Genomic DNA, 20,218 nt, shown 5'->3' with positions numbered 1-20,218 from the left:
CGCCCGGGAATAACTCGTGGGTTCTGATCCCCATTACTGCTTCTTGTAGATGTTCTCGTAAACGTAGTTCGTTGCTTCTACAAACCCGTCAATGCTACCGCAATCAAAGCGTCTGCCTTTGAATTTGTAAGCCAGCACGCAGCCATTCTTCGCTTGCTCAAGCAGTGCATCGGTAATCTGGATCTCTCCGTTTTTACCTGCGGGCGTACGCTCAAGAATATCGAAGATGTCTGGAGTTAGGATGTAGCGGCCAATGATCGCCAAATTGCTTGGGGCGTCTTCCGGAGCCGGCTTTTCAACCATGTCTGTCACGCGATACAGGCCGTCTTTCATAGACTCGCCAGCAATAACACCGTACTTGTGAGTTTCATCCTCCGGTACTTCCTCAATGGCGACAATAGAGCAGCGGAACTGGTTATAGAGTTTAACCATCTGCGCCAGTACGCCATCTTCGCCCTCATTCGGGCCCACGCAAAAGTCATCTGCCAGAACCACCGCAAATGGATTGTCACCGATCAGATTTCGGCCGCTCAAGATTGCGTGCCCCAGCCCCTTCATCTCAATCTGGCGGGTAAATGCGAAAGTGTTGTTGTCGATCAACTCGCGAATGGATGAGAGCAGATCTTCTTTTCCTGAGCCTGCAATCTGGTGCTCCAACTCATAGCTGATGTCGAAATGGTCCTCAATCGCGCGCTTGCCGCGGCCGGTCACAAAACCGAACTCATGAATGCCGGCTTCTGAGGCTTCTTCAACCCCGTACTGAACCAAAGGCTTGTTAACAATCGGCAGAATTTCTTTCGGCATAGCCTTAGTGGCTGGCAGAAAGCGGGTACCGTAACCGGCTACGGGGAAGAGGCACTTTTTGATCATTTGATTCATCCTTTGGTCGGGATTTGCAGCATATCCATAAATTTTGGTGAGTTTACCAAGTTATTTGCATTAGTGGAGAGGGCATGCGGGATTCATTACATTTTGTAATCGGCGGGTAAGACCAGGATCTTCGTTGAACATGGCGCTGATATCTAAAGCAATGCTTTTAAATGTCGCTATAACCTACTGTTTTTCTAATCATTAAAATTGTAATTTTTGGAAAGTGCCGCTGGATTATCCTGTCCCTTTTTTTTAAAGTAATTCGCCGGATCTTAAAAGGATCGTCATTCTCATTTTTCATTGTACTGAGGCTTTTCGTGAGACCCATTTTGCTGACAACCCTGATTTTTGGCCTTGCTGCCGGCCAGGCTTCAGCTGCCAGCGTGAAACCTCAGGCTGAATCCCCCTTGTGGGATCTGTACCCCGCCGACCTTCTGCAATCTGTTACCCAGTATGTTGCCTCGCATGTTGAGTTTTCCGGAGACTCGAACCGAAGCAACGACAGATCCGATGGTCGCCTGAATCTGACCAGCAACAGCCTGATCTGGTCCCAGCACGTGCTTGGCCTTAATTTTAGTGATTCAGTAGCAAGGGAAGGAAGCGCAGAATCTACGACACTGGCGCTGCGCTATTCGTTTCCATTAGCGGGCAGTGATTTTCGGATTGACCTTGAAAACCGAGACTACGCGGGCGCAGTAAATGGTTCGGGGCAGCGTTACGATTCCTATGGAGCGCAACGTAATTTCAGGGTGACCGGTAAACGAGGCCTCTGGTCCTGGCAAGGGATCGAGGTCGGCAGCTTGTTTTCCCACTCCAGCAGTAAACGCAGTGCCTTTGAAGACGAAGTTTGGATTGAGGACGCCGCTCACAGTCTTTCGAGTGTTGGGCTTCAAGGCAGCGCCTCTCGAGAGTTGATTGGCGGTTTTTATGCAACAACATCGTTAACCGCCATTGGAGGGCTGGATTCAGAAGAGACGATAGGGGCGTCGGGTTACAGTAGCGATTCCGATGGCTTTCACAAATTAGCGGTGGCGGCATCGCTCAGCAGGGAAGTGTTGAGCTGGAACCTGGGGCTTAACGGGCGATATCAGTTCGCACCTGGAGATTTGCCGTCCTCCGAGTACATGGTTGTGGCAGGGCCCAGTCTCATGAGGGGGTTTAACGGCCAGAGCGTGCGGGTTATTGAAGGAGGTTTGCTGCGGATGAATGCACGCAGTCCTGGCTACCACTGGCCGTTTGCATCCGAACTTAACTCCTCCATCACGTTTTCCCTGTTACAAGGCTGGGCGCCCTATTCAGAGGCACAGTCAGACCGGTTTGGCAGCACCAGCACAGGTGAAATCTCGCTTCAGCTCTATTCCAGAGATTTTCGTGCAGACTTGAGCGTTGGACAGATGCTCAATACCTCCAATACGGCGCTCCTCATGCCTACGAGCCCGGATCTCTCGTTTTCCATTTCAGTCGGTATTTAACCCCTTACCAAGATGTCACTTGAAGCCTTCCGTGTAGCTGATGCTACATTGATAAGGTGGCTTACAAGGAGTTCTGGTATGACTGGATCAAGGCGAACCGGGTTTCTATCTTCATTTGCGATTTTGATGGTGCTATCTGGCAACGCTCAGGCGTTCGGGTTCAAAGATGTCGCAGGTAAAGCGCAAGCCTTGGCCCGCGAAAAATATGAGCAACCAGCTCAAGCACCAGACTTCCTCGTAAATCTTGGCTATTCAGACTACCAGTCTATTCGATTCAAGCCTGACCAAAGCCTTTGGCATTCAGGCAAGTCGCGCTTTCAGGTGATGATGATCCCTCAAGGCAGCTTCTATTCCCATGCGGTCAAGCTGAACGTTATCGATAGTGAGGGCGTGCAACCCGTTGGGTTTGATAAAACCCGGTTTGATTATCCCAACGCTGAAATGGCGAAACGCATTCCCGCCGATCTTGGTTACGCCGGGTTCAAGTTGACCTATCCTTTGTCGGAGAAGGGCACACAAAACCAGTTTCTGGTGTTTGGTGGCGCGAGTTACTTCCGTGGCGTGGGGGCAAATCAGAATTTCGGACTTTCAGGGCGTGGAATCGCCATTGACACTGGCCTGCCGTCCGGCGAGCAATTCCCTGCGTTCACTGAATTCTGGATGGAGCGCCCCAACGCAGATAGCGATGTAATGGTGGTTTATGGCTTGCTTGATGGTGCCAGCCTCACCGGTGCATACCGTTTTGAAATCCATCCAGGGCAGAGCACCCGGATCGACGTAACCGCACAACTGTTTTTCCGGAATGATATTGATCAACTGGGGCAGGCGCCGCTCACGTCCATGTTTTTCTATGGAGACAATACGTTGCGTCCGATGGGAGAGTGGCGCCCGCAGGTTCATGACTCGGATGGTTTGCTGATCAATGATGGCGGAACCGGCGAGTGGCTTTGGCGCCCGTTAGTAAACCCGGCAGATCTGCAATTGAGTTATCACCATGTAAAAGATGTTAAAGGCTTCGGCTTGATCCAGCGTGACCGTGAGTTCGACGATTTTCAGGACAACGAAGCTCGTTACGATCGCAGGCCAAGCATGTGGATAAAGCCTGGCGGTGAAAACAGGGACAGCTGGGGGCAGGGCGAAGTTGTACTTGTCGAAATCCCTTCTGGCGCAGAGTCTAACGATAATATTGTCGCTTTCTTTAAGCCTGCCGAGAAGGTGAAAGCGGGTGAAAATCGACGCCTGCAATATTCCGTAACCTTTGGCGATCCAGGCATCACCGGGCAGCCTAATGCACGCGCTGTGCGCACATTTGTTGGTACAGGTAATACGGATGGGGATTCTGGAGAGGCATTACGCCTGATTGTTGATTTCGAGGGTGGTGACCTTGCCGAATTGCGGCCGGGAGCTGCCGTTGTCAGCCAGGTTAGTGGTGGCGAAGGTGTGGAAGTTCTGGAGCATTTTGTTGAATATGTGGAAGCAACCGATTCATGGCGCCTGTCGATTCTCGCAAAACCAACCGCAGGAAAACTTCTCACGCTGAGAGGTGCCCTGACTAAGGATGGCAACGCCATTACCGAAACCTGGACATACTTGCTGGGCCCTAAAACAGATCTTCGGAGCAACGCGCGATAGCTATCGGATAGGCAGAACAGACAGCCATTAACAGGCAAGGAGACAAACATGGAGGATATTTCCTTCCAGCATGTATTCAGCCGTGTGTATAACTATCTGTGTGAGGCCGGTGTTGAAATGACCAGCGAGCGATGCCGCCAGCTACTTCAGCTCATTGACGACGCTGTAGCCGAAGTTGGTGCGGGTGTTAATCAAGCGGTTCAAATCGAGCCATCCCCGAATTCCCCAACGCTCGACGGTCATCGTTTATTGGCAAATGCCATGGACAGGCTGCCCGACTATTTCACCCTCCCGGACGCAAACATCCCCACATCGGTGCCTTCCCTGTGCAGAGGCAGTATCGGGTACCGCAGCCGTGGATGAAACCGCAACGCTAACTCCCCGCAAACACCCATGGCGATTGGTAGCCAATCTTCGCCGTACCGTTTTGATGCTCTTTGTGTTCGGCCAAACAGGTATCGCAAGCTACTACCTGCTTTGGGTTCTGCCCTATCATGGCGGAACGGCACTGGAAATCGGCATGCTGGCATTGTTCGCCATTCTCTATGCATGGATCGCTGTGGGTTTTTGGACAGCCGTGTTCGGGTTTATAGTCCGGCTGATGGGTGGAGACAGACACTCCATACTCAAACGCCACACGGATGCCGAATTGGAGCAAACAGCGCTAGCGAAAACCGCCGTGTTGCTTCCGATTTACCATGAGCCCGTGCACTGGACCCTCAGCGGTTTGAAGGCTGTCTACCGGGATATTGAACGCACGGGCCAGATTGAGCACTTCGAGTTTTTTATACTCTCCGATAGCCGTGATCCCGACGTGTGGCTTGAGGAACAGGTGACATGGAACAAACTCGCAAAAGAGTTGGGAGGTGAGGGTCGAATTTTCTATCGCCGGCGACCTGTGAACCTCAACTACAAAAGCGGAAACGTAGCCGATTTTCTTCGGCGCTGGGGTAAGCGATGCAAGTACATGGTAGTGCTGGATGCAGACAGCCTGATGACCGGCAGCACCATCGTTCGCATGGTACAGCTTATGCAGAGAGAACCCGGCGTAGGTATCCTGCAAACCAACCCGAATATCATAAACGGTCAGTCATTGTTCGCCCGCATTCAGCAATTCGCGAACCGCTTTTACTCCACATTGTTTGCCACCGGCCTGGCGGCGATCCAGATGGGAGACGCCGCATTCTGGGGTCATAACGCCATCCTGCGCATAGAACCCTTCATGAAGCATTGCGGCCTGCGCAAGCTGCCAGGCATTGGTATTTTTGGCGGCCCCATCATGAGCCACGATTTTGTTGAAGCGGCCTACATGGGGCGTGCCGGTTACGAAGTATGGTTGGAGCCGGGATTGAGTGGCAGCTATGAAGAGTCGCCTCCCACCCTGGCCGACGAACTCGCCCGCGATAGCCGATGGGCCAAAGGAAACCTGCAGCACCTTTGGGTCATGCTGCGGGAGCCAGGGTTGCGCTTTGCCCACCGAATGGCGTTTCTCAATGGCATCATGGCCTATGTGGCATCACCTTTATGGCTTGGTTTTCTGATTCTTACCACTATCGCTGCCGCTAACATGACCTTGTCACCCATCGAATACTTTCCAGATGGACACCAGGGACTGTTTCCATTGTGGCCGGAATGGCGGCCAGAATGGGCCCTCGGGCTGGCTCTCAGCACCTTGGCTCTGCTGTTTTTTCCAAAATTTCTGGCCATTATTGACGCCGTAATTCATCGGTTTACCAAGGATTTTGGCGGGTTGTGGCGCCTGTTCTGCAGCGTGATGTTGGAAATCGTTATTTCGGTGCTGTTGGCGCCGGTGCGAATGTGGGCACACAGCCGTTACGTGGTTTCAGCCCTATTGAATGTGTCCTTGCAGTGGGCGGGGCAGAACCGCACCGAGGAAACCACCTGGAAAGAGGCGTTGATTACTCAGCTTCCGGGCATGGTACTGGGCGCTGGTTGGTCCGCCTTCGCTTGGAGCTTGGACACTATGTTTTTCCTGTGGTCTTTGCCTGTGGCCTTGCCCTTGATTCTTGCAGCACCTACCGCTGTGTACCTTAGCCGGAACTCATTAGGGCAGGCTTTGAAGAAGCGCCGATTACTGCTTATACCGGAAGAAAACACTGCTATGGCGTTGCTTGAAGACGCTGTTTGGTATCGGGCACAGGAGCCGGCAAATTCCCCCCTCACACCTCTGGAGCAAGCTGTACTGAGGCTTGATCACAACCGTTTGCATCAGGCGCTGGCATGGAATCACCGGCGAGGTTCCCGTAAGGCTGAGCTGGAATCCTGTGTGGCACGGTGTCTTGAACTGGGTCCTGATGCACTGTCACGTTCCGAAATGAGTCAGATTGTACGAGATCGAGAGTCTTTGAAGGCTCTCCATGAGGGGGCCTGGCGGGCATTGCCCGGGAGTTTTTGGGGGCACTCTATCGCTCGGCTGAGCGCTCAAGCGAAAGGCCCGTAGCTTTGGCTACACCGTGCATGGCCGAGTGGCCAGAGCGGGTTGCCCGCGCCCACTCAGAGTTACAGAAGGAGAAACGCTATGGATCGACGCACGCTAATGAAAACCCTGATAGCAGGGCTTGGCGCCAGTGCGCTGCCGCTGACCCCTTTGGTATTTGCGCGGGAGCAAAAGCTGGAAGGCGTTAGCAATCAAAAGCCATTCAGCTATGCATGGTTAAAAGGCCACGCCCGTGCGCTCGCCAGCCAGCCCTATGTCTCCCATGAAGGCGAACTGCCCCAGAGCCTGAAACAGATATCCTGGGACGATTATCAAGCCATCCGGTTTCGTAAAGATCATGCCCTTTGGGCCGACAGTGACTCTGCGTTTCAGGCGCAACTCTTCCATTTGGGGCTGTATTTTCAATCCCCTGTGAAGATCCATGAAGTAATTGACGAAAAGGCCAGGTTACTGGAATACAACCCCGAATATTTTGCCTACGAAGGCAAAGAGCCCCTTGGCACCCTGCCGAGTAATCTGGGTTATGCAGGTTTTCGCCTCCATTATCAAACCGACTTTTCCCGAGATCTAGCCGCATTTCTTGGCGCCAGTTACTTCCGTGCAGTGGGATCCGAAATGCAGTACGGCATGTCTGCCCGAGGGCTGGCCATTGATACCGCTATGAACGGTGAAGAGGAGTTTCCCCGGTTCAGTGCCTACTGGTTGGAAAAGCCACAGCCAGGCAGCCATGTACTACGAGTGTGGGGGCTACTGGATTCGCCCAGCACCACGGGGGCATACGCCTTTGTTCTCGACCCCGGTCGGAACATGGTGATGGATGTAGACATTGCCCTTTACCCTCGTACCGAAATGAAAAGAGCTGGCATTGCGCCACTGACCAGCATGTATCAGGTGGGTGAAAACAACAGGCGCATGGATTACGACTGGCGCCCGGAAATTCACGATTCAGATGGCTTGGCCATGCTTTCCGGGAGCGGCGAATGGCTCTGGCGGCCCCTCGAAAACCCGGCCCATCTGCGCTTCAACAGCTTCAGCGATAACAATCCCCAAGGGTTTGGCTTGTTGCAGCGCGACCGTAATTTTGACCATTATCAGGACGACGGCGTGTTCTACGAGCGCCGCCCCAGTGTATGGGTGCAGCCGAAAGGCCAGTGGGGCAAGGGAAGTATCGACCTGGTGGAAATTCCCACGGTAGATGAAACCTTCGACAACATCGTGGCGTTCTGGCACCCGGATAAGCCACTAATGCCGAATCAGGAGTATTTGTACGCCTATCGCTTGCATTGGGGTGAGCAGGCTCCTGTTACCCCGAATGAACTTGCAACAGTGCAGGCAACCCGCACGGGCCTTGGCGGTGTGATCGGCCAGAAGCGTGAGTATTTTTCCTGGCGCTTCGCGGTGGATTTTGCCGGCGGGGTATTGAGTATGCTCGGTGAAAACGCTGAGGTTGAGGCGGTTATCACTGTGAGCCGGGGCGAGGTGGAAATTACCTCAGCGCGGCCATTGTCTGCAATCGACGGATATCGGGCCATGTTCGATTTGGTTCCGGGGGATTCTGAAGAGCCCATTATTATCCGCATGTATCTTCGATTGCGTGGTGAGCCACTCACTGAAACTTGGGTTTACCAGTACACGCCGCCACCTCTTTCAGAGCGAAAGCTGTACTGAAGGCTGCAGCTGCAAAACCTCACCTTGCCCTGGATTGTTAGCAACTGCTCTCGCGGATTGTTGACAATCAAGAGCGTTAAGCGTAACTTTCGACATTATCAAGCCCATATTGTCGACAAACTATGCTGGACACTACACCACAAACCTACACGCGAGCCGATGAAGCCTTTGATTGTCTGCAAACGGCAATCGTTAAAGGGGATCTTGTGCCGGGGGACAAAATCGGCGAACTGGATCTCTGCTCCCGCTTCGAATTGACTCGCGGCCCGCTACGGGAGGCCCTTGGCCGGCTCGAGTCCCGTGGGTTGTTAGTGCGGCGCCCCCATGCGGGGGTGCGGGTAGTCTCGTTAAGCACCACGGAGCTGGTGGAGTTGTACCGCATACGCGAAATCATGGAGGGCCTCGCAGCACGTCAGGCTGCAGAGCGCATGACCGACCAGGAAATTGCCGACCTTCAAGCCACGCTCGATGCCCACGAAACCATGATCGACGAAGCCCACGGGCAGGCCTACTATCAGGCCGAAGGGGATTACGATTTCCATCACCGCATTGCCACGGGCAGCCGGAACGCCAAGCTGGCTCAAATGCTGTTGGGCGATCTCTATTATATGGTGCGAATGTACCGCTATCGGTTAAGCACCTCTGCTGGCCGCCCCCATCGAGCCCTCGGCGAACATCGCCGTATTGTTGAAGCCATCGCCCAGCGCGATGGTGAGCTCGCAGAATTTCTAATGAAAAGACACATCAACGCCGCTCGAAAAAACATCGAGAAAAAAATTCAGGAAGGCGTTTTAACCATCTGATAAGAGAGGAATAACTATGTCCAATAAGCTCTCCCCAGGCGCGCGTTTTCGCAAAGCCTTGAACGATAACAAACCCCTCCAGATTGTAGGCACAATTAACGCCTACGCTGCCATGATGGCCGAACGCGTAGGGCACCAGGCTATCTACTTGTCTGGTGGTGGCGTGGCGAACGCCTCTTATGGTTTGCCAGATCTTGGCATGACGAGCCTGAACGATGTGGTAGAGGATGTACGCCGCATCACTTCAGCAACTGAACTGCCGTTGCTTGTCGATATCGATACAGGTTGGGGCGGGGCATTCAACATTGCGCGTACAATCCAGCAGATGGAACGCGCAGGTGCCGCCGCGGTTCATATTGAAGATCAGGTGGCCCAGAAGCGTTGCGGACACCGCCCAAACAAGGAAATCGTTTCCAAAGAAGAAATGGTCGATCGTATCAAAGCTGCCGCCGATGCCCGTGTAGACAAAGACTTCTTCATCATGGCTCGTACAGATGCCTTCCAGAAAGAAGGTCTGGAAGCCGCTATCGATCGCGCCAAGGCCTGCATTGAAGCCGGTGCTGATGGTATTTTTGCAGAAGCGGTTACCGAGCTGGAACACTACAAGGCGTTTTCGGAAGCGCTGGGCGACGTACCTTTGCTGGCCAACATTACCGAATTCGGGGCCACACCGCTTTATAATCGCAAAGAACTGGGCGAGGCCGGCGCCAGCATGGTTCTGTATCCGCTGAGCGCCTTCCGTGCCATGAACAAAGCGGCCGTAACCGTTTACCAGAACATTCTTGAGAAGGGCGATCAGAAAGACGTAGTTGATCTGATGCAGACCCGTATGGAACTCTACGATTACCTGAACTATCACGACTTTGAACAGAAGCTTGATCAGCTGTTCCAGCAGTCAAAATAATTAGAGGAGAGATATCCATGGCAGAAGCAAAGAAACTCGGTGGTGCAGGCCTCCGCGGGCAGGTAGCTGGTGAAACGGCGCTGTGCACCGTTGGTAAAACCGGAACCGGCCTCACCTATCGTGGTTATGATGTAAGCGATCTGGCAGACAACGCCCAGTTTGAAGAAGTGGCCTACCTGCTGCTGCGCGGCAAGCTGCCGAACCAGCAGGAACTGGACGCCTACAAGCACAAGCTCCAGAGCCTGCGTGGATTGCCTGCAGCACTGAAAACCGTTCTGGAGCAGATCCCGAAAGACGCTCACCCCATGGATGTCATGCGCACCGGCGCCTCCATGCTGGGCAACCTGGAAACCGAGCAGGATTTCAGCGAGCAGGACGACAAAATCGACCGCATGCTGGCGCTTTTCCCGGGCATCATCACCTATTGGTACCGTTTCGCCCATGAAGGCGTTCGCATTGAAACCGACAGTGATGTGGACTCCATCGGTGGTCACTTCCTCGAACTGCTGCATGGCAAAAAGCCCAGCGAGCTGCACGAACGTGTGATGAACGTATCCCTGATTCTCTACGCCGAGCACGAATTCAACGCCTCCACCTTCACGGCTCGCGTGTGTGCCTCTACTTTGTCTGACATCCACAGCTGTGTAACCGGCGCGATCGGTACACTGCGCGGCCCACTGCACGGTGGTGCTAACGAAGCGGCCATGGAGCTGATTCAGAGATTCCAGACACCAGAGGAAGCCGAAGAAGGCCTGATGGGCATGCTGGCCCGCAAGGAAAAGATCATGGGCTTCGGCCACGCGATCTACAGCGAATCCGATCCCCGCAACGTGATCATCAAAAAGTGGTCAGAGAAACTGGCCAAAGAAGTAGGGGATACGGTTCTGTATCCGGTATCTGTTCGCTGTGAAGAAGTAATGTGGCGCGAGAAAAAGCTGTTCTGTAACGCCGACTTCTTCCATGCATCGACCTATCACTTCATGGGCATTCCCACTGAGCTGTTCACGCCGATTTTTGTTATGTCCCGCGTATCCGGCTGGACAGCCCACGTGAAAGAGCAGCGTGAAAATAACCGGATTATTCGCCCGAGTGCGGACTATACCGGGCCGGAGCATGCTGAGTGGGTGCCGATTGAGAAGCGAGTCTAAAAAGCGACCCCCTCTCCCTAACCCTCTCCCGCAAGGGGAGAGGGAACAGTGATTTTACTCCCCTCTCCCCTTGCGGGAGAGGGGTCGGGGGAGAGGGGGAAATACAACAGATTCAGTCAGAGTAACGTCCATGAACACCAATTACCGCAAACCCCTACCAGGCACCGACCTGGACTATTTCGACACACGCCAGGCCGTTGAAGACATTCAAGCCGGCGCCTATGACAAGCTTCCGTACACCTCCAGAATTCTGGCGGAGCAACTGGTTCGCCGCTGCGACCCGGATGCGTTGACCGATTCCCTCAAGCAGTTCATCGAGCGCAAGCGTGATCTCGACTTCCCTTGGTATCCAGCCCGCGTAGTCTGCCACGATATCCTGGGCCAGACAGCTCTGGTGGATCTGGCCGGCCTGCGTGATGCCATCGCCGAGAAGGGCGGTGACCCCGCCAAAGTAAACCCGGTGGTTCCCACTCAGCTTATCGTGGATCACTCTCTGGCCGTCGAACACGCAGGTTTTGAGAAAGACGCCTTCGAGAAAAACCGCGAGATCGAAGACCGCCGCAACGATGACCGCTTCCACTTCATCAACTGGACCAAGAAAGCGTTCAAGAATGTGGATGTGATCCCGCCGGGTAACGGCATCATGCACCAGATCAACCTGGAGAAAATGTCGCCGGTTGTACAGGCCCGTGCCGATGGCGAAGGCAAGAAGGTAGCCTTTCCGGACACCTGCGTAGGTACAGACAGCCACACACCCATGGTCGATGCCCTGGGCGTTATCTCTGTAGGCGTGGGTGGACTGGAAGCCGAGAGTGTAATGCTTGGCCGTGCGTCCATGATGCGCCTGCCAGATATTGTCGGTGTTGAATTGACAGGCAAGCTGCAGCCGGGAATCACCAGTACCGATATGGTGCTGGCACTGACCGAATTCCTGCGCACAGAGCGTGTTGTAGGTGCTTATCTGGAATTCTACGGCGAAGGCGCAGACAGCCTGACCATCGGTGACCGTGCAACGATTTCCAACATGACACCGGAATACGGCGCTACAGCCGCCATGTTCTACATCGATGGCCAAACCATCGACTATCTGAAGCTGACCGGCCGTGAAGACGAGCAGGTAGCTCTGGTAGAGAGATTCGCCAAGCACACTGGCCTATGGGCAGATGCTCTGAAGACAGCCGAGTACGAGCGGGTTCTCAAATTCGATCTTTCTACCGTTGTGCGCACACTGGCTGGCCCGTCCAACCCTCACGCGCACCTTCCAACCTCCGAGCTTGCTGAACGTGGCATTGCCAGTGAGTGGGAACAGGAGGAAGGAAAAATGCCGGATGGGGCTGTAATCATCGCTGCCATCACCAGCTGCACAAACACCAGTAACCCTCGCAACATGGTTGCTGCCGGCCTGATTGCCCGTAACGCCAATAAGCTGGGTCTTACCCGCAAGCCTTGGGTGAAATCCTCTCTGGCACCGGGTTCTAAAACCGTTGAAATGTACCTCAACGATGCCGGATTGTTACCTGAGCTGGAAGATCTCGGCTTCGGCGTTGTGGGCTTCGCATGCACCACCTGTAACGGCATGAGCGGCGCGCTGGATCCGGTTATCCAGAAAGAAGTGGTTGATCGCGATTTGTACGCGACGGCAGTGCTCTCCGGTAACCGTAACTTCGATGGCCGGATTCACCCCTACGCCAAGCAGGCATTCCTTGCTTCACCACCTTTGGTGGTTGCTTACGCCATCGCCGGAACCATCCGCTTCGACATCGAGAAAGATGTGCTTGGCTACGATAAGGACGGCAATGCTGTCACCCTGAAAGACATCTGGCCGGATGATGCAGAAATCGACGCCATCGTAAAAGAATCGGTGAAACCCGAGCAGTTCCGCAGCACCTACATTCCGATGTTCGATGTAACCCAGGAAGCCCACGCTAACATTAGTCCACTTTACGATTGGCGCCCGATGAGTACCTATATTCGTCGTCCCCCGTATTGGGAAGGTGGCATGGTTGGAGAGAAGCAGCTTAAAGGCATGCGCCCGCTGGCGGTTCTGCCAGACAACATCACCACGGATCACCTGTCGCCTTCAAACGCCATCATGATGGACAGCGCCGCCGGTGAATACCTGCACAAGATGGGCGTGCCAGAGGTGGACTTCAACTCTTACGCAACCCACCGCGGCGATCACCTGACCGCCCAGCGCGCAACCTTTGCCAACCCGAAACTGTTCAACGAAATGGTGCTGGATGAAAACGGTAAAGTGAAGCAGGGCTCTTTGGCCCGTATCGAGCCGGAAGGTAAGGTCACCCGTATGTGGGAAGCCATTGAAACCTACATGGAGCGCAAACAGCCGTTGATCATCATTGCCGGTGCTGACTATGGCCAGGGCTCCTCCCGTGACTGGGCCGCAAAAGGCGTTGCACTGGCGGGTGTTGAGGCGATTGTTGCTGAAGGCTTTGAGCGCATCCACCGCACCAACCTGGTGGGTATGGGTGTTATGCCCCTGCAGTTTGAGGAAGGCACAACGCGCAAAACGCTGAAAATTGACGGTACCGAAACCTTCGATGTGGAAGGCAAGCCTGCGCCTGGCGCCAAGCTGACTCTGATCATCACTCGCAAAGATGGTAGCTCTGAGAAGGTGCCGGTAATTTGCAGGCTGGATACCGCAGAAGAGTTGCACATCTATTCTGCAGGTGGCGTGTTGCAGCGCTTTGCTGAGGACTTCCTCCAGTCTGAAGGTGCAGTTTGAACAATGAGGGCAATGAAATGAGTCACGCACCGCAAATCAAAGTCCCCGCCACGTACATACGTGGCGGCACCAGCAAAGGTGTGTTTTTCCGTTTGGGCGATCTCCCGGAGAGGGCCCGCACACCGGGCCCCGCGCGGGATAACCTGCTACTGCGTGTAATAGGCAGTCCAGACCCCTACCAGAAGCAAACCGATGGTATGGGCGGTGCCACATCCAGCACCAGTAAAACCGTGATCCTGAGTGAAAGCACTCAGCCAGACCACGATGTGGATTACCTGTTCGGTCAGGTAAGCATCGATAAGCCTTTCGTGGATTGGAGCGGCAACTGCGGTAACCTCACCGCAGCCGTCGGCGCCTTTGCGATTAACAGTGGCTTCGTCACAAAAGACCGCATTCCGGAAAACGGCACGGCGGTGGTTCGCATCTGGCAGGCCAATATCCGCAAGACCATCATTGCCAACGTGCCTATCACCAACGGTGAAGTACAGGAAACCGGTGATTTCGAGCTGGATGGAGTAACCTTTCCCGCAGCCGAAGTGCAGGTGGAATTCATGGATCCAGCCGATGGCGAAGGCTCAATGTTCCCCACCGGCAACCTGGTGGACGAACTGGAAGTGCCAGGCGTTGGTACCCTTAAAGCCACCATGATCAATGCCGGTATCCCCACGGTGTTTATCAACGCCGAGGCTATCGGCTACAACGGCACGGAACTGCAGGACGACATCAACAGCGATCCCAAAGCCCTGGCGATGTTTGAAAACATCCGCGCCCACGGCGCTGTGAAGATGGGGCTGATTCAGAATATCGAAGAAGGTGCCGCCCGACAGCACACGCCGAAAGTCGCTTTCGTAGCGCCGCCGGCGGAGTACACGTCGTCCAGTGGCAAGAAGATTGCTGCAGGTGATATCGACGTACTGGTGCGCGCGCTCTCCATGGGCAAGCTACACCACGCCATGATGGGCACAGCCGCAGTGGCCATCGCAACCGCGGCGGCCATCCCCGGAACACTGGTGAACCTGGCCGCAGGCGGCGGTGACCGCACCTCAGTCACCTTTGGTCATCCGTCAGGCACCTTGCAAGTTGGCGCAGAAGCCAAAGAAGTCGACGGCCAGTGGACAGCCACCAAGGCCATCATGAGCCGAAGTGCCCGCATCCTGATGGAAGGATGGGTGAGGGTGCCGGGAGATAGCTTCTAGCGGTAAGTGAAAAACGGGTAACCGGCTCCTTTCGGTCATTGAGTGCTAAGTTTGCTAGGCTGTAGTAAGCAGACACTCAAATCGAAGGAGCCGGTGCTATGTCAGTCACTACGTCAGCCACATTCGATCTCAACGAACGCCCTGATTACGACGAAGCCCTCCAGAAGATCGCCGATTACGTCCTCACCTATAAAATAACAAGCAAGGAAGCCTGGAATACGGCGCGCCATTGCCTTATGGACACCCTAGGCTGTGGCCTGCTGGCTTTACGCTTTCCGGATTGCACCAAACACCTTGGGCCGATTGTGGAGGGCACGGTTGTTCCCCACGGCGCCCGGGTTCCCGGTACCTCATTCAGGCTCGATCCTGTAAAAGCAGCCTGGGATATCGGCTGTATCGTGCGCTGGCTGGACTATAACGACACCTGGCTGGCAGCCGAATGGGGGCATCCTTCGGATAACTTAGGCGGCATACTGGCGGTGGCGGACCACCTGTCTCAAAAGCGTGTTGCTGAAGGAAAAGCGCCGCTCACCATGGGTGACGTTCTCGAGGCCATGATCATGGCCCACGAAATCCAGGGCGTGCTCGCTTTGGAAAACTCCTTCAATCGCGTGGGTCTGGATCACGTTATATTGGTGAAAGTGGCTTCAACGGCCGTCACCGCTAAGCTTATGGGGGCGACTCGCGAACAAATGCTGACTGCGCTCTCCCATGCCTGGGTAGATGGTCAGGCACTGCGAACATACCGCCACGCACCCAATGCCGGTTCAAGGAAATCCTGGGCAGCCGGTGACGCCACCTCCCGCGCAGTGCGCCTTGCAGATATTGCCATGCGCGGTGAAATGGGTATTCCAAGCGCACTGACGGCACCCCAGTGGGGTTTTTACGACGTCCTCTTCAGCAAAACAAACAAAGACCAGGCCCTGAAACCGGAAGACAAGCGCCAGTTTTCGTTACCTCAGGAGTTTGGTTCCTATGTGATGGAAAACATACTTTTCAAAGTATCTTTCCCCGCAGAGTTTCATGCCCAGACGGCAGCCGAAGCCGCTGTAACACTTCACCCGCAAGTGAAAGACCGGCTTGATGAGATTGACCGAATCGTAATAACCACACACGAATCTGCCATTCGCATCATTTCCAAGGTCGGTAAACTGGCGAATGCTGCAGACCGAGATCACTGTCTGCAATACATGGCAGCTGTGCCGCTCATTTTTGGTGATCTGGTGGCTGAGCATTACGAAGACAGCTTCCACGAAGCCAACCCACTCATCGATGAACTCAGAGACAAGATGGAAATCGTTGAGGATGAGCGCTATACCCGTGAGTATCTCGAGGCAGATAAGCGCTCAATAGCGAATGCCATCCAGGTGTTCTTCATGGATGGCTCCAGTACGGAGAAAGTGGCTGTGGAATACCCGATAGGTCACCGCAGGCGCAGAGAGGAGAGCATTCCACTGCTATCTGACAAGTTCCGGGCTAATCTGGCAACCCGCTTTCCGGCGCAAAGATGCGAGCAGATCTTCGGCGCCTGCAAAAACCAGAAGAACCTGGAAGAGACTACCGTTCACGAATTTGTGGATATGTTCGTTATCTAGGCCGGTACCGCAGCGATTACTTCCTGCTGGGCGACAATGGCTTAACGTTATCCGGCACGCCATGGTTTTCCCTGCGGGCAGATTGCTCGTCGGGGAAAATGTTGGCTAGCCTGCTGTCAATACGCTCCAGTGCTTCCGCCATGCGGACGAGCGCCTGGCCCACACCCGCCAAATCGCCAGCGGTCCCGGTTTGCTCTGGGGTCGCGTGCTCCCGTTTCTTCAGGCCAGTCAACTTCGGAGTGTTCACCGGCAGATCGTCGCCCAGCAAATCCTTACGAATGGATTTCAAGTCATGGGGATCAATAAACGGCCGGTCTTCCGAGTAGGCGCACATCATCATGCCGTCACACAGCTTGTTAATCAGACGTGGGATGCCCTTGCTCAGCTTGTGAATCTCGCGAACCGTGTCCCCATCAAACAGTTTATTGCCGCCGTGGCCGGAAACCAGAAGCCGGTAATCAATATATTCAGCGGTTTCTTTCGGAGAAAGGCCTTCCAGGTGGAAGAACAGCTTTACCCGCTGGGCCAGCTGCGGGATATCCAGTACGGCCTGTTTGAGTTCTGGCTGGCCCAGGAGAATAACTCGCATTGAGGGCCCGCCCATGCTTTCCATACCGGCCAGCATACGAACATCTTCAAGGTTTTCCCGGGTAAGGTTCTGGGCTTCATCAATGGTAAGCACTACAGGTGTGCCAGCCTTGGCCATTTGCTCAAGGTAGTCTGTGATCTGGAACAGCATGGCCACCTTGCTCTCGTCCTCTACCTTCATTCCGGCTTTACGCAGGATCAGGCCAAACAGGTCCTTGGATTCAAGATTGGTGTAGGAAATATTGAGCAGCTTGAGATTGCCTTCCAGGTTACGGACCGTCTTTTTCAGCAAAGTTGTCTTGCCAGACCCGATCTCACCGCTGATAACCACAAAGCCCTCAGAACTCCAGATCGCTGAAGACATGTATACAAAAGCCCGTGAATGTTGCTGGCTCATGTAAATGAAATCGTCTTCCGGCGTAATACGGAAGGGATGTCTATGGAGACCGAAAAATTCCAGATACATAGTCAATTCCTGTTCAGCTCATTGCCCTGAATCAAGCGAGGCGGATCATCTGATCGCTGCGCAGCAGGGTTTTGTCTGGTTCGTAGGCATTATAGCTTTCACTCACAGTTCCGAATCGGAAATCCCCAAGCAAGCGCTCAAGGCGACCGTAACATTGGTCCAGATTAGTATAATGTCGGAAGCGGGAAAACCAGCTTGCGTTATCGTAACGTGGCTGTTCCGGGTCTATTTCCCAAGGGTGCAGGTAAAACATTTGCGGCCGCGCGCCAAAACCGGACGCATTGCGAAAGAGATACCGGAATACCGGATAAGGGAACTGGCGAAAATAACCGCCCCCCGCCGCGGGAATGGAAAGCCCCATGATGTGCGCCGTGGTTAACGGGAACTCACGGATAATCGCCCCGCTGGCGGTTTGGATAGAGTAGGGCGCAGTTGGAGAATCAGGAATACCGTAGTTATCGTGCCGAATCGGGAAAATACTCGAATCCCAGGTAAACCCTGCTTCGCTTAATATATCCAGCGCCCAGAGAGACTCACGGGTAATGGAATAGCTGGCAGCACGGTAACCGTCGACGGATTTGCCAGTGATGTCTTCCAGAAGTGCTTTGGAGCGAACCGTTTCTTCCCGGAAAACATCCTGAGTCTGGTTATAAATGAGTTGGTGGCTGTATCCGTGGGAGGCGATTTCATGGCCATGGTCGGATAAGGTTCGAATCAGGGCAGGAAATCGTTCGGCAACCCAGCCAAGCACAAAAAAGGTCGCCTTAACATCGTGCTTTTCAAACAGCGCCAGCAGCCGTTCGGTGTTCTGCTCCACCCGAGAGGGTAGCGAGCCCCATTGCTCTGGGCGGATCACGCCAGAAAGAGCCGCAACGTGGAAGTAATCTTCTACGTCTATGCTCATGGCGTGCAAAGGTTGAGGTCTATCCTGACTTGGCATGGGTGCTCCTTACCTGTGGTACCAATAATGGAATAGTACCTAGGCCTTAATCTTCACCCACTGCCCGCGCAAATACAATTCTTGATGCAATAAAGTCGGCTAGCAATAAAAAACAATGTAAAACTATGTAACCAAAAGATACAATGTGTTGAGATTACTTGCTGGCCAGCGCAGAATGGGCCACTAAATAAAAAATGAACCAGTGGAAAGGGTGTCGTTCAAAGCTAAAGTGAGCGTGATCTGCTGGAGAATTTGATGTTGGTCTGGCGCAGGTTGTTGTGCAGACGACAAGGAAGTTCGGCGTGACGTATATAAGATTCAGAAAACACTATCTTCATATCCAATATCTGGTGCTTGCCGCGCTCGAATTTGTTGTTCTTTATGCAATTTTTTCCTCTCTTGGGTTGCTGCTGTCCATTGCGGGAGTCGGTTATCCTTCCGTCGATACAGATGCTCTGTCTGCTAGCCTGTTCGCGCTGATTCTGAGCTGCGGAACCCTTGCGATGGGTGGCTATCTCGCCATGGTCCATGAAAGCCTTTCAGCCCTGTTTTTCCGCACCTTGGTTGCCTACTGTTTTGTGGGCGGAATCGGCTTGAAACTGCTCTATCTTTTGTTGCCAACGGCGAACCCCGGCAGCACCAATCTGTTCTGGGCGGTTATTTGCGCATCGCTGGTCGTGATTGTGTTGAGGCTCATATTTTTGCGAGTTGTGGATTCGGAGAAACTCGTTCGTCGTGTAGTGATCTTTGGTGCCGGTGACTTTGCAGCCAACCTTCTTGATGAGTACGAGCGCAACATGCGTGCGTTAGGTGTTCGGATCATTGGTTGCATCTCAGACATTCCAAACGGGGCTGTCGATGCCGATAAATTGCTGCCCACGCCTTACGACCTATACCAGTTCTGTCGGCAAAATCGGATCTCCGAGATTGTCATTGCCCAGCAGGAGCGCCGCCGCAATGAAGGCGGGTGGTTACCTGTGCCCGATCTGATGGAGTGCAAACTTCGTGGTATCGCTATCACCAATGGCATAGATTTTTACGAGCGAGAGCTTAAAAAGGCCAAGCTCGATATGGTTCACCCCTCCTGGATAGTCTTTTCGGAGGGGTTTAAAGCCTCGAAGTCCCGGGTATTCGCCAAGCGATCGCTGGATCTGCTGATCAGCCTCACGCTCCTGGCCGTCATGATACCGTTCATTATCCTCACAGCTATCGCCGTGTTTCTGGAAACCGGGCGGCCAATACTCTACAGCCAGACTCGGGTGGGCATGCTCGGTAAAGAATTTCGCATCTACAAGTTTCGCAGCATGCGGCAGGACGCCGAGAAAGATGGCAAAGCCCAGTGGGCCTCAGCGAATGATAACCGGGTTACCAGGGTTGGCGCGTTCATACGCAACACCCGCCTGGATGAATTGCCACAGATCTACAATGTGATCAAAGGCGAAATGAGCATCGTCGGGCCACGCCCGGAAAGACCGGAGTTTGTCTCTGAACTGAAAGAGAAAATTCCGTTTTACGATACCCGGCATTATGTAAAACCTGGCCTGATGGGCTGGGCACAACTTAAATATCCCTATGGTGCATCCGTTGAAGACGCCCGGGGCAAGCTGGAGTACGATCTTTACTACTCCAAAAATCATAGCCTTTTGATGGATTTTCTGATCATGATCCAAACAGTGGAAGTGATCCTCCTGGGTAAAGGCGTACGGTAACGGTTCTGCCATACTGAACTTCAGAA

General features: G+C 53.9%; 15 protein-coding genes. 12 read left to right on the top strand and 3 right to left on the bottom strand.

Annotation, left to right across the window (positions count from 1 at the left end):
* Positions 1-33 precede the first annotated feature (33 nt).
* A complete protein-coding gene (gene galU, locus Q0824_RS03125; protein WP_298447450.1) occupies positions 34-870 on the bottom strand; it encodes a UTP--glucose-1-phosphate uridylyltransferase GalU in 837 nt (278 codons plus the stop codon).
* Between the two features lie 317 nt (positions 871-1,187).
* Here galU and Q0824_RS03120 point away from each other — a divergent pair, with 317 nt between their 5' ends.
* The 11 genes from Q0824_RS03120 to prpD all read left to right on the top strand — a co-directional run bounded on the left by Q0824_RS03120 (position 1,188) and on the right by prpD (position 16,489).
* The gene (locus Q0824_RS03120) at positions 1,188-2,342 is read left to right on the top strand and encodes a ShlB/FhaC/HecB family hemolysin secretion/activation protein (protein WP_298447447.1); all 1,155 of its coding nucleotides are present in this window, start codon (positions 1,188-1,190) and stop codon (positions 2,340-2,342) included.
* 78 nt (positions 2,343-2,420) lie between these two features.
* The gene (locus Q0824_RS03115) at positions 2,421-3,974 is read left to right on the top strand and encodes a glucan biosynthesis protein G (RefSeq protein ID WP_298447445.1); all 1,554 of its coding nucleotides are present in this window, start codon (positions 2,421-2,423) and stop codon (positions 3,972-3,974) included.
* 48 nt (positions 3,975-4,022) lie between these two features.
* Positions 4,023-4,337 carry a hypothetical protein gene (locus tag Q0824_RS03110; protein ID WP_298447443.1) on the top strand — a complete coding sequence of 105 codons (315 nt, stop codon included), beginning with the start codon at positions 4,023-4,025 and terminating at the stop codon, positions 4,335-4,337.
* Entirely contained in the window at positions 4,330-6,435 is a 2,106-nt protein-coding gene (mdoH, locus tag Q0824_RS03105) for a glucans biosynthesis glucosyltransferase MdoH (RefSeq protein WP_298447441.1), read from the top strand. The genes Q0824_RS03110 and mdoH overlap by 8 nt, the downstream gene beginning before the upstream one ends.
* 78 nt (positions 6,436-6,513) lie before the next feature.
* Positions 6,514-8,100 (top strand): glucan biosynthesis protein, encoded by a 1,587-nt coding sequence (locus Q0824_RS03100; RefSeq protein WP_298447439.1) that lies wholly within the window; start codon positions 6,514-6,516, stop codon positions 8,098-8,100.
* Positions 8,101-8,222: 122 nt separating this feature from the next.
* Positions 8,223-8,903 (top strand): GntR family transcriptional regulator, encoded by a 681-nt coding sequence (locus tag Q0824_RS03095; protein WP_298447438.1) that lies wholly within the window; start codon positions 8,223-8,225, stop codon positions 8,901-8,903.
* A gap of 16 nt (positions 8,904-8,919) precedes the next feature.
* Entirely contained in the window at positions 8,920-9,807 is an 888-nt protein-coding gene (prpB, locus tag Q0824_RS03090; RefSeq protein WP_298447436.1) for a methylisocitrate lyase, read from the top strand.
* A gap of 17 nt (positions 9,808-9,824) precedes the next feature.
* Positions 9,825-10,955 (top strand): 2-methylcitrate synthase, encoded by a 1,131-nt coding sequence (prpC, locus tag Q0824_RS03085; RefSeq protein ID WP_298447434.1) that lies wholly within the window; start codon positions 9,825-9,827, stop codon positions 10,953-10,955.
* Between the two features lie 130 nt (positions 10,956-11,085).
* The gene (gene acnD, locus Q0824_RS03080) at positions 11,086-13,698 is read left to right on the top strand and encodes a Fe/S-dependent 2-methylisocitrate dehydratase AcnD (protein WP_298447432.1); all 2,613 of its coding nucleotides are present in this window, start codon (positions 11,086-11,088) and stop codon (positions 13,696-13,698) included.
* 17 nt (positions 13,699-13,715) lie between these two features.
* A complete protein-coding gene (prpF, locus tag Q0824_RS03075) occupies positions 13,716-14,894 on the top strand; it encodes a 2-methylaconitate cis-trans isomerase PrpF (RefSeq protein WP_298447430.1) in 1,179 nt (392 codons plus the stop codon).
* A gap of 98 nt (positions 14,895-14,992) precedes the next feature.
* Positions 14,993-16,489 (top strand): 2-methylcitrate dehydratase, encoded by a 1,497-nt coding sequence (gene prpD, locus Q0824_RS03070; protein ID WP_298447428.1) that lies wholly within the window; start codon positions 14,993-14,995, stop codon positions 16,487-16,489.
* Positions 16,490-16,505: 16 nt separating this feature from the next.
* On the opposite strand, the gene Q0824_RS03065 is transcribed toward prpD, so the two are convergent.
* Complete coding sequence (locus Q0824_RS03065; RefSeq protein ID WP_298447426.1) at positions 16,506-17,543, bottom strand: AAA family ATPase; 1,038 nt, start codon at positions 17,541-17,543, stop codon at positions 16,506-16,508.
* 31 nt (positions 17,544-17,574) lie between these two features.
* Positions 17,575-18,483, bottom strand: a complete 909-nt coding sequence (locus Q0824_RS03060; RefSeq protein ID WP_298447424.1) for an XrtA system polysaccharide deacetylase — start codon at positions 18,481-18,483, stop codon at positions 17,575-17,577.
* Between the two features lie 302 nt (positions 18,484-18,785).
* Here Q0824_RS03060 and Q0824_RS03055 point away from each other — a divergent pair, with 302 nt between their 5' ends.
* Positions 18,786-20,192, top strand: coding sequence for a TIGR03013 family XrtA/PEP-CTERM system glycosyltransferase (locus Q0824_RS03055; RefSeq protein WP_298447422.1), 1,407 nt, complete (start codon positions 18,786-18,788; stop codon positions 20,190-20,192).
* Positions 20,193-20,218: the final 26 nt, after the last annotated feature.

This window comes from uncultured Marinobacter sp. (assembly GCF_947488835.1).
GTDB lineage: Bacteria > Pseudomonadota > Gammaproteobacteria > Pseudomonadales > Oleiphilaceae > Marinobacter.
This window is presented reverse-complemented; position numbering and strand designations above follow the sequence as displayed.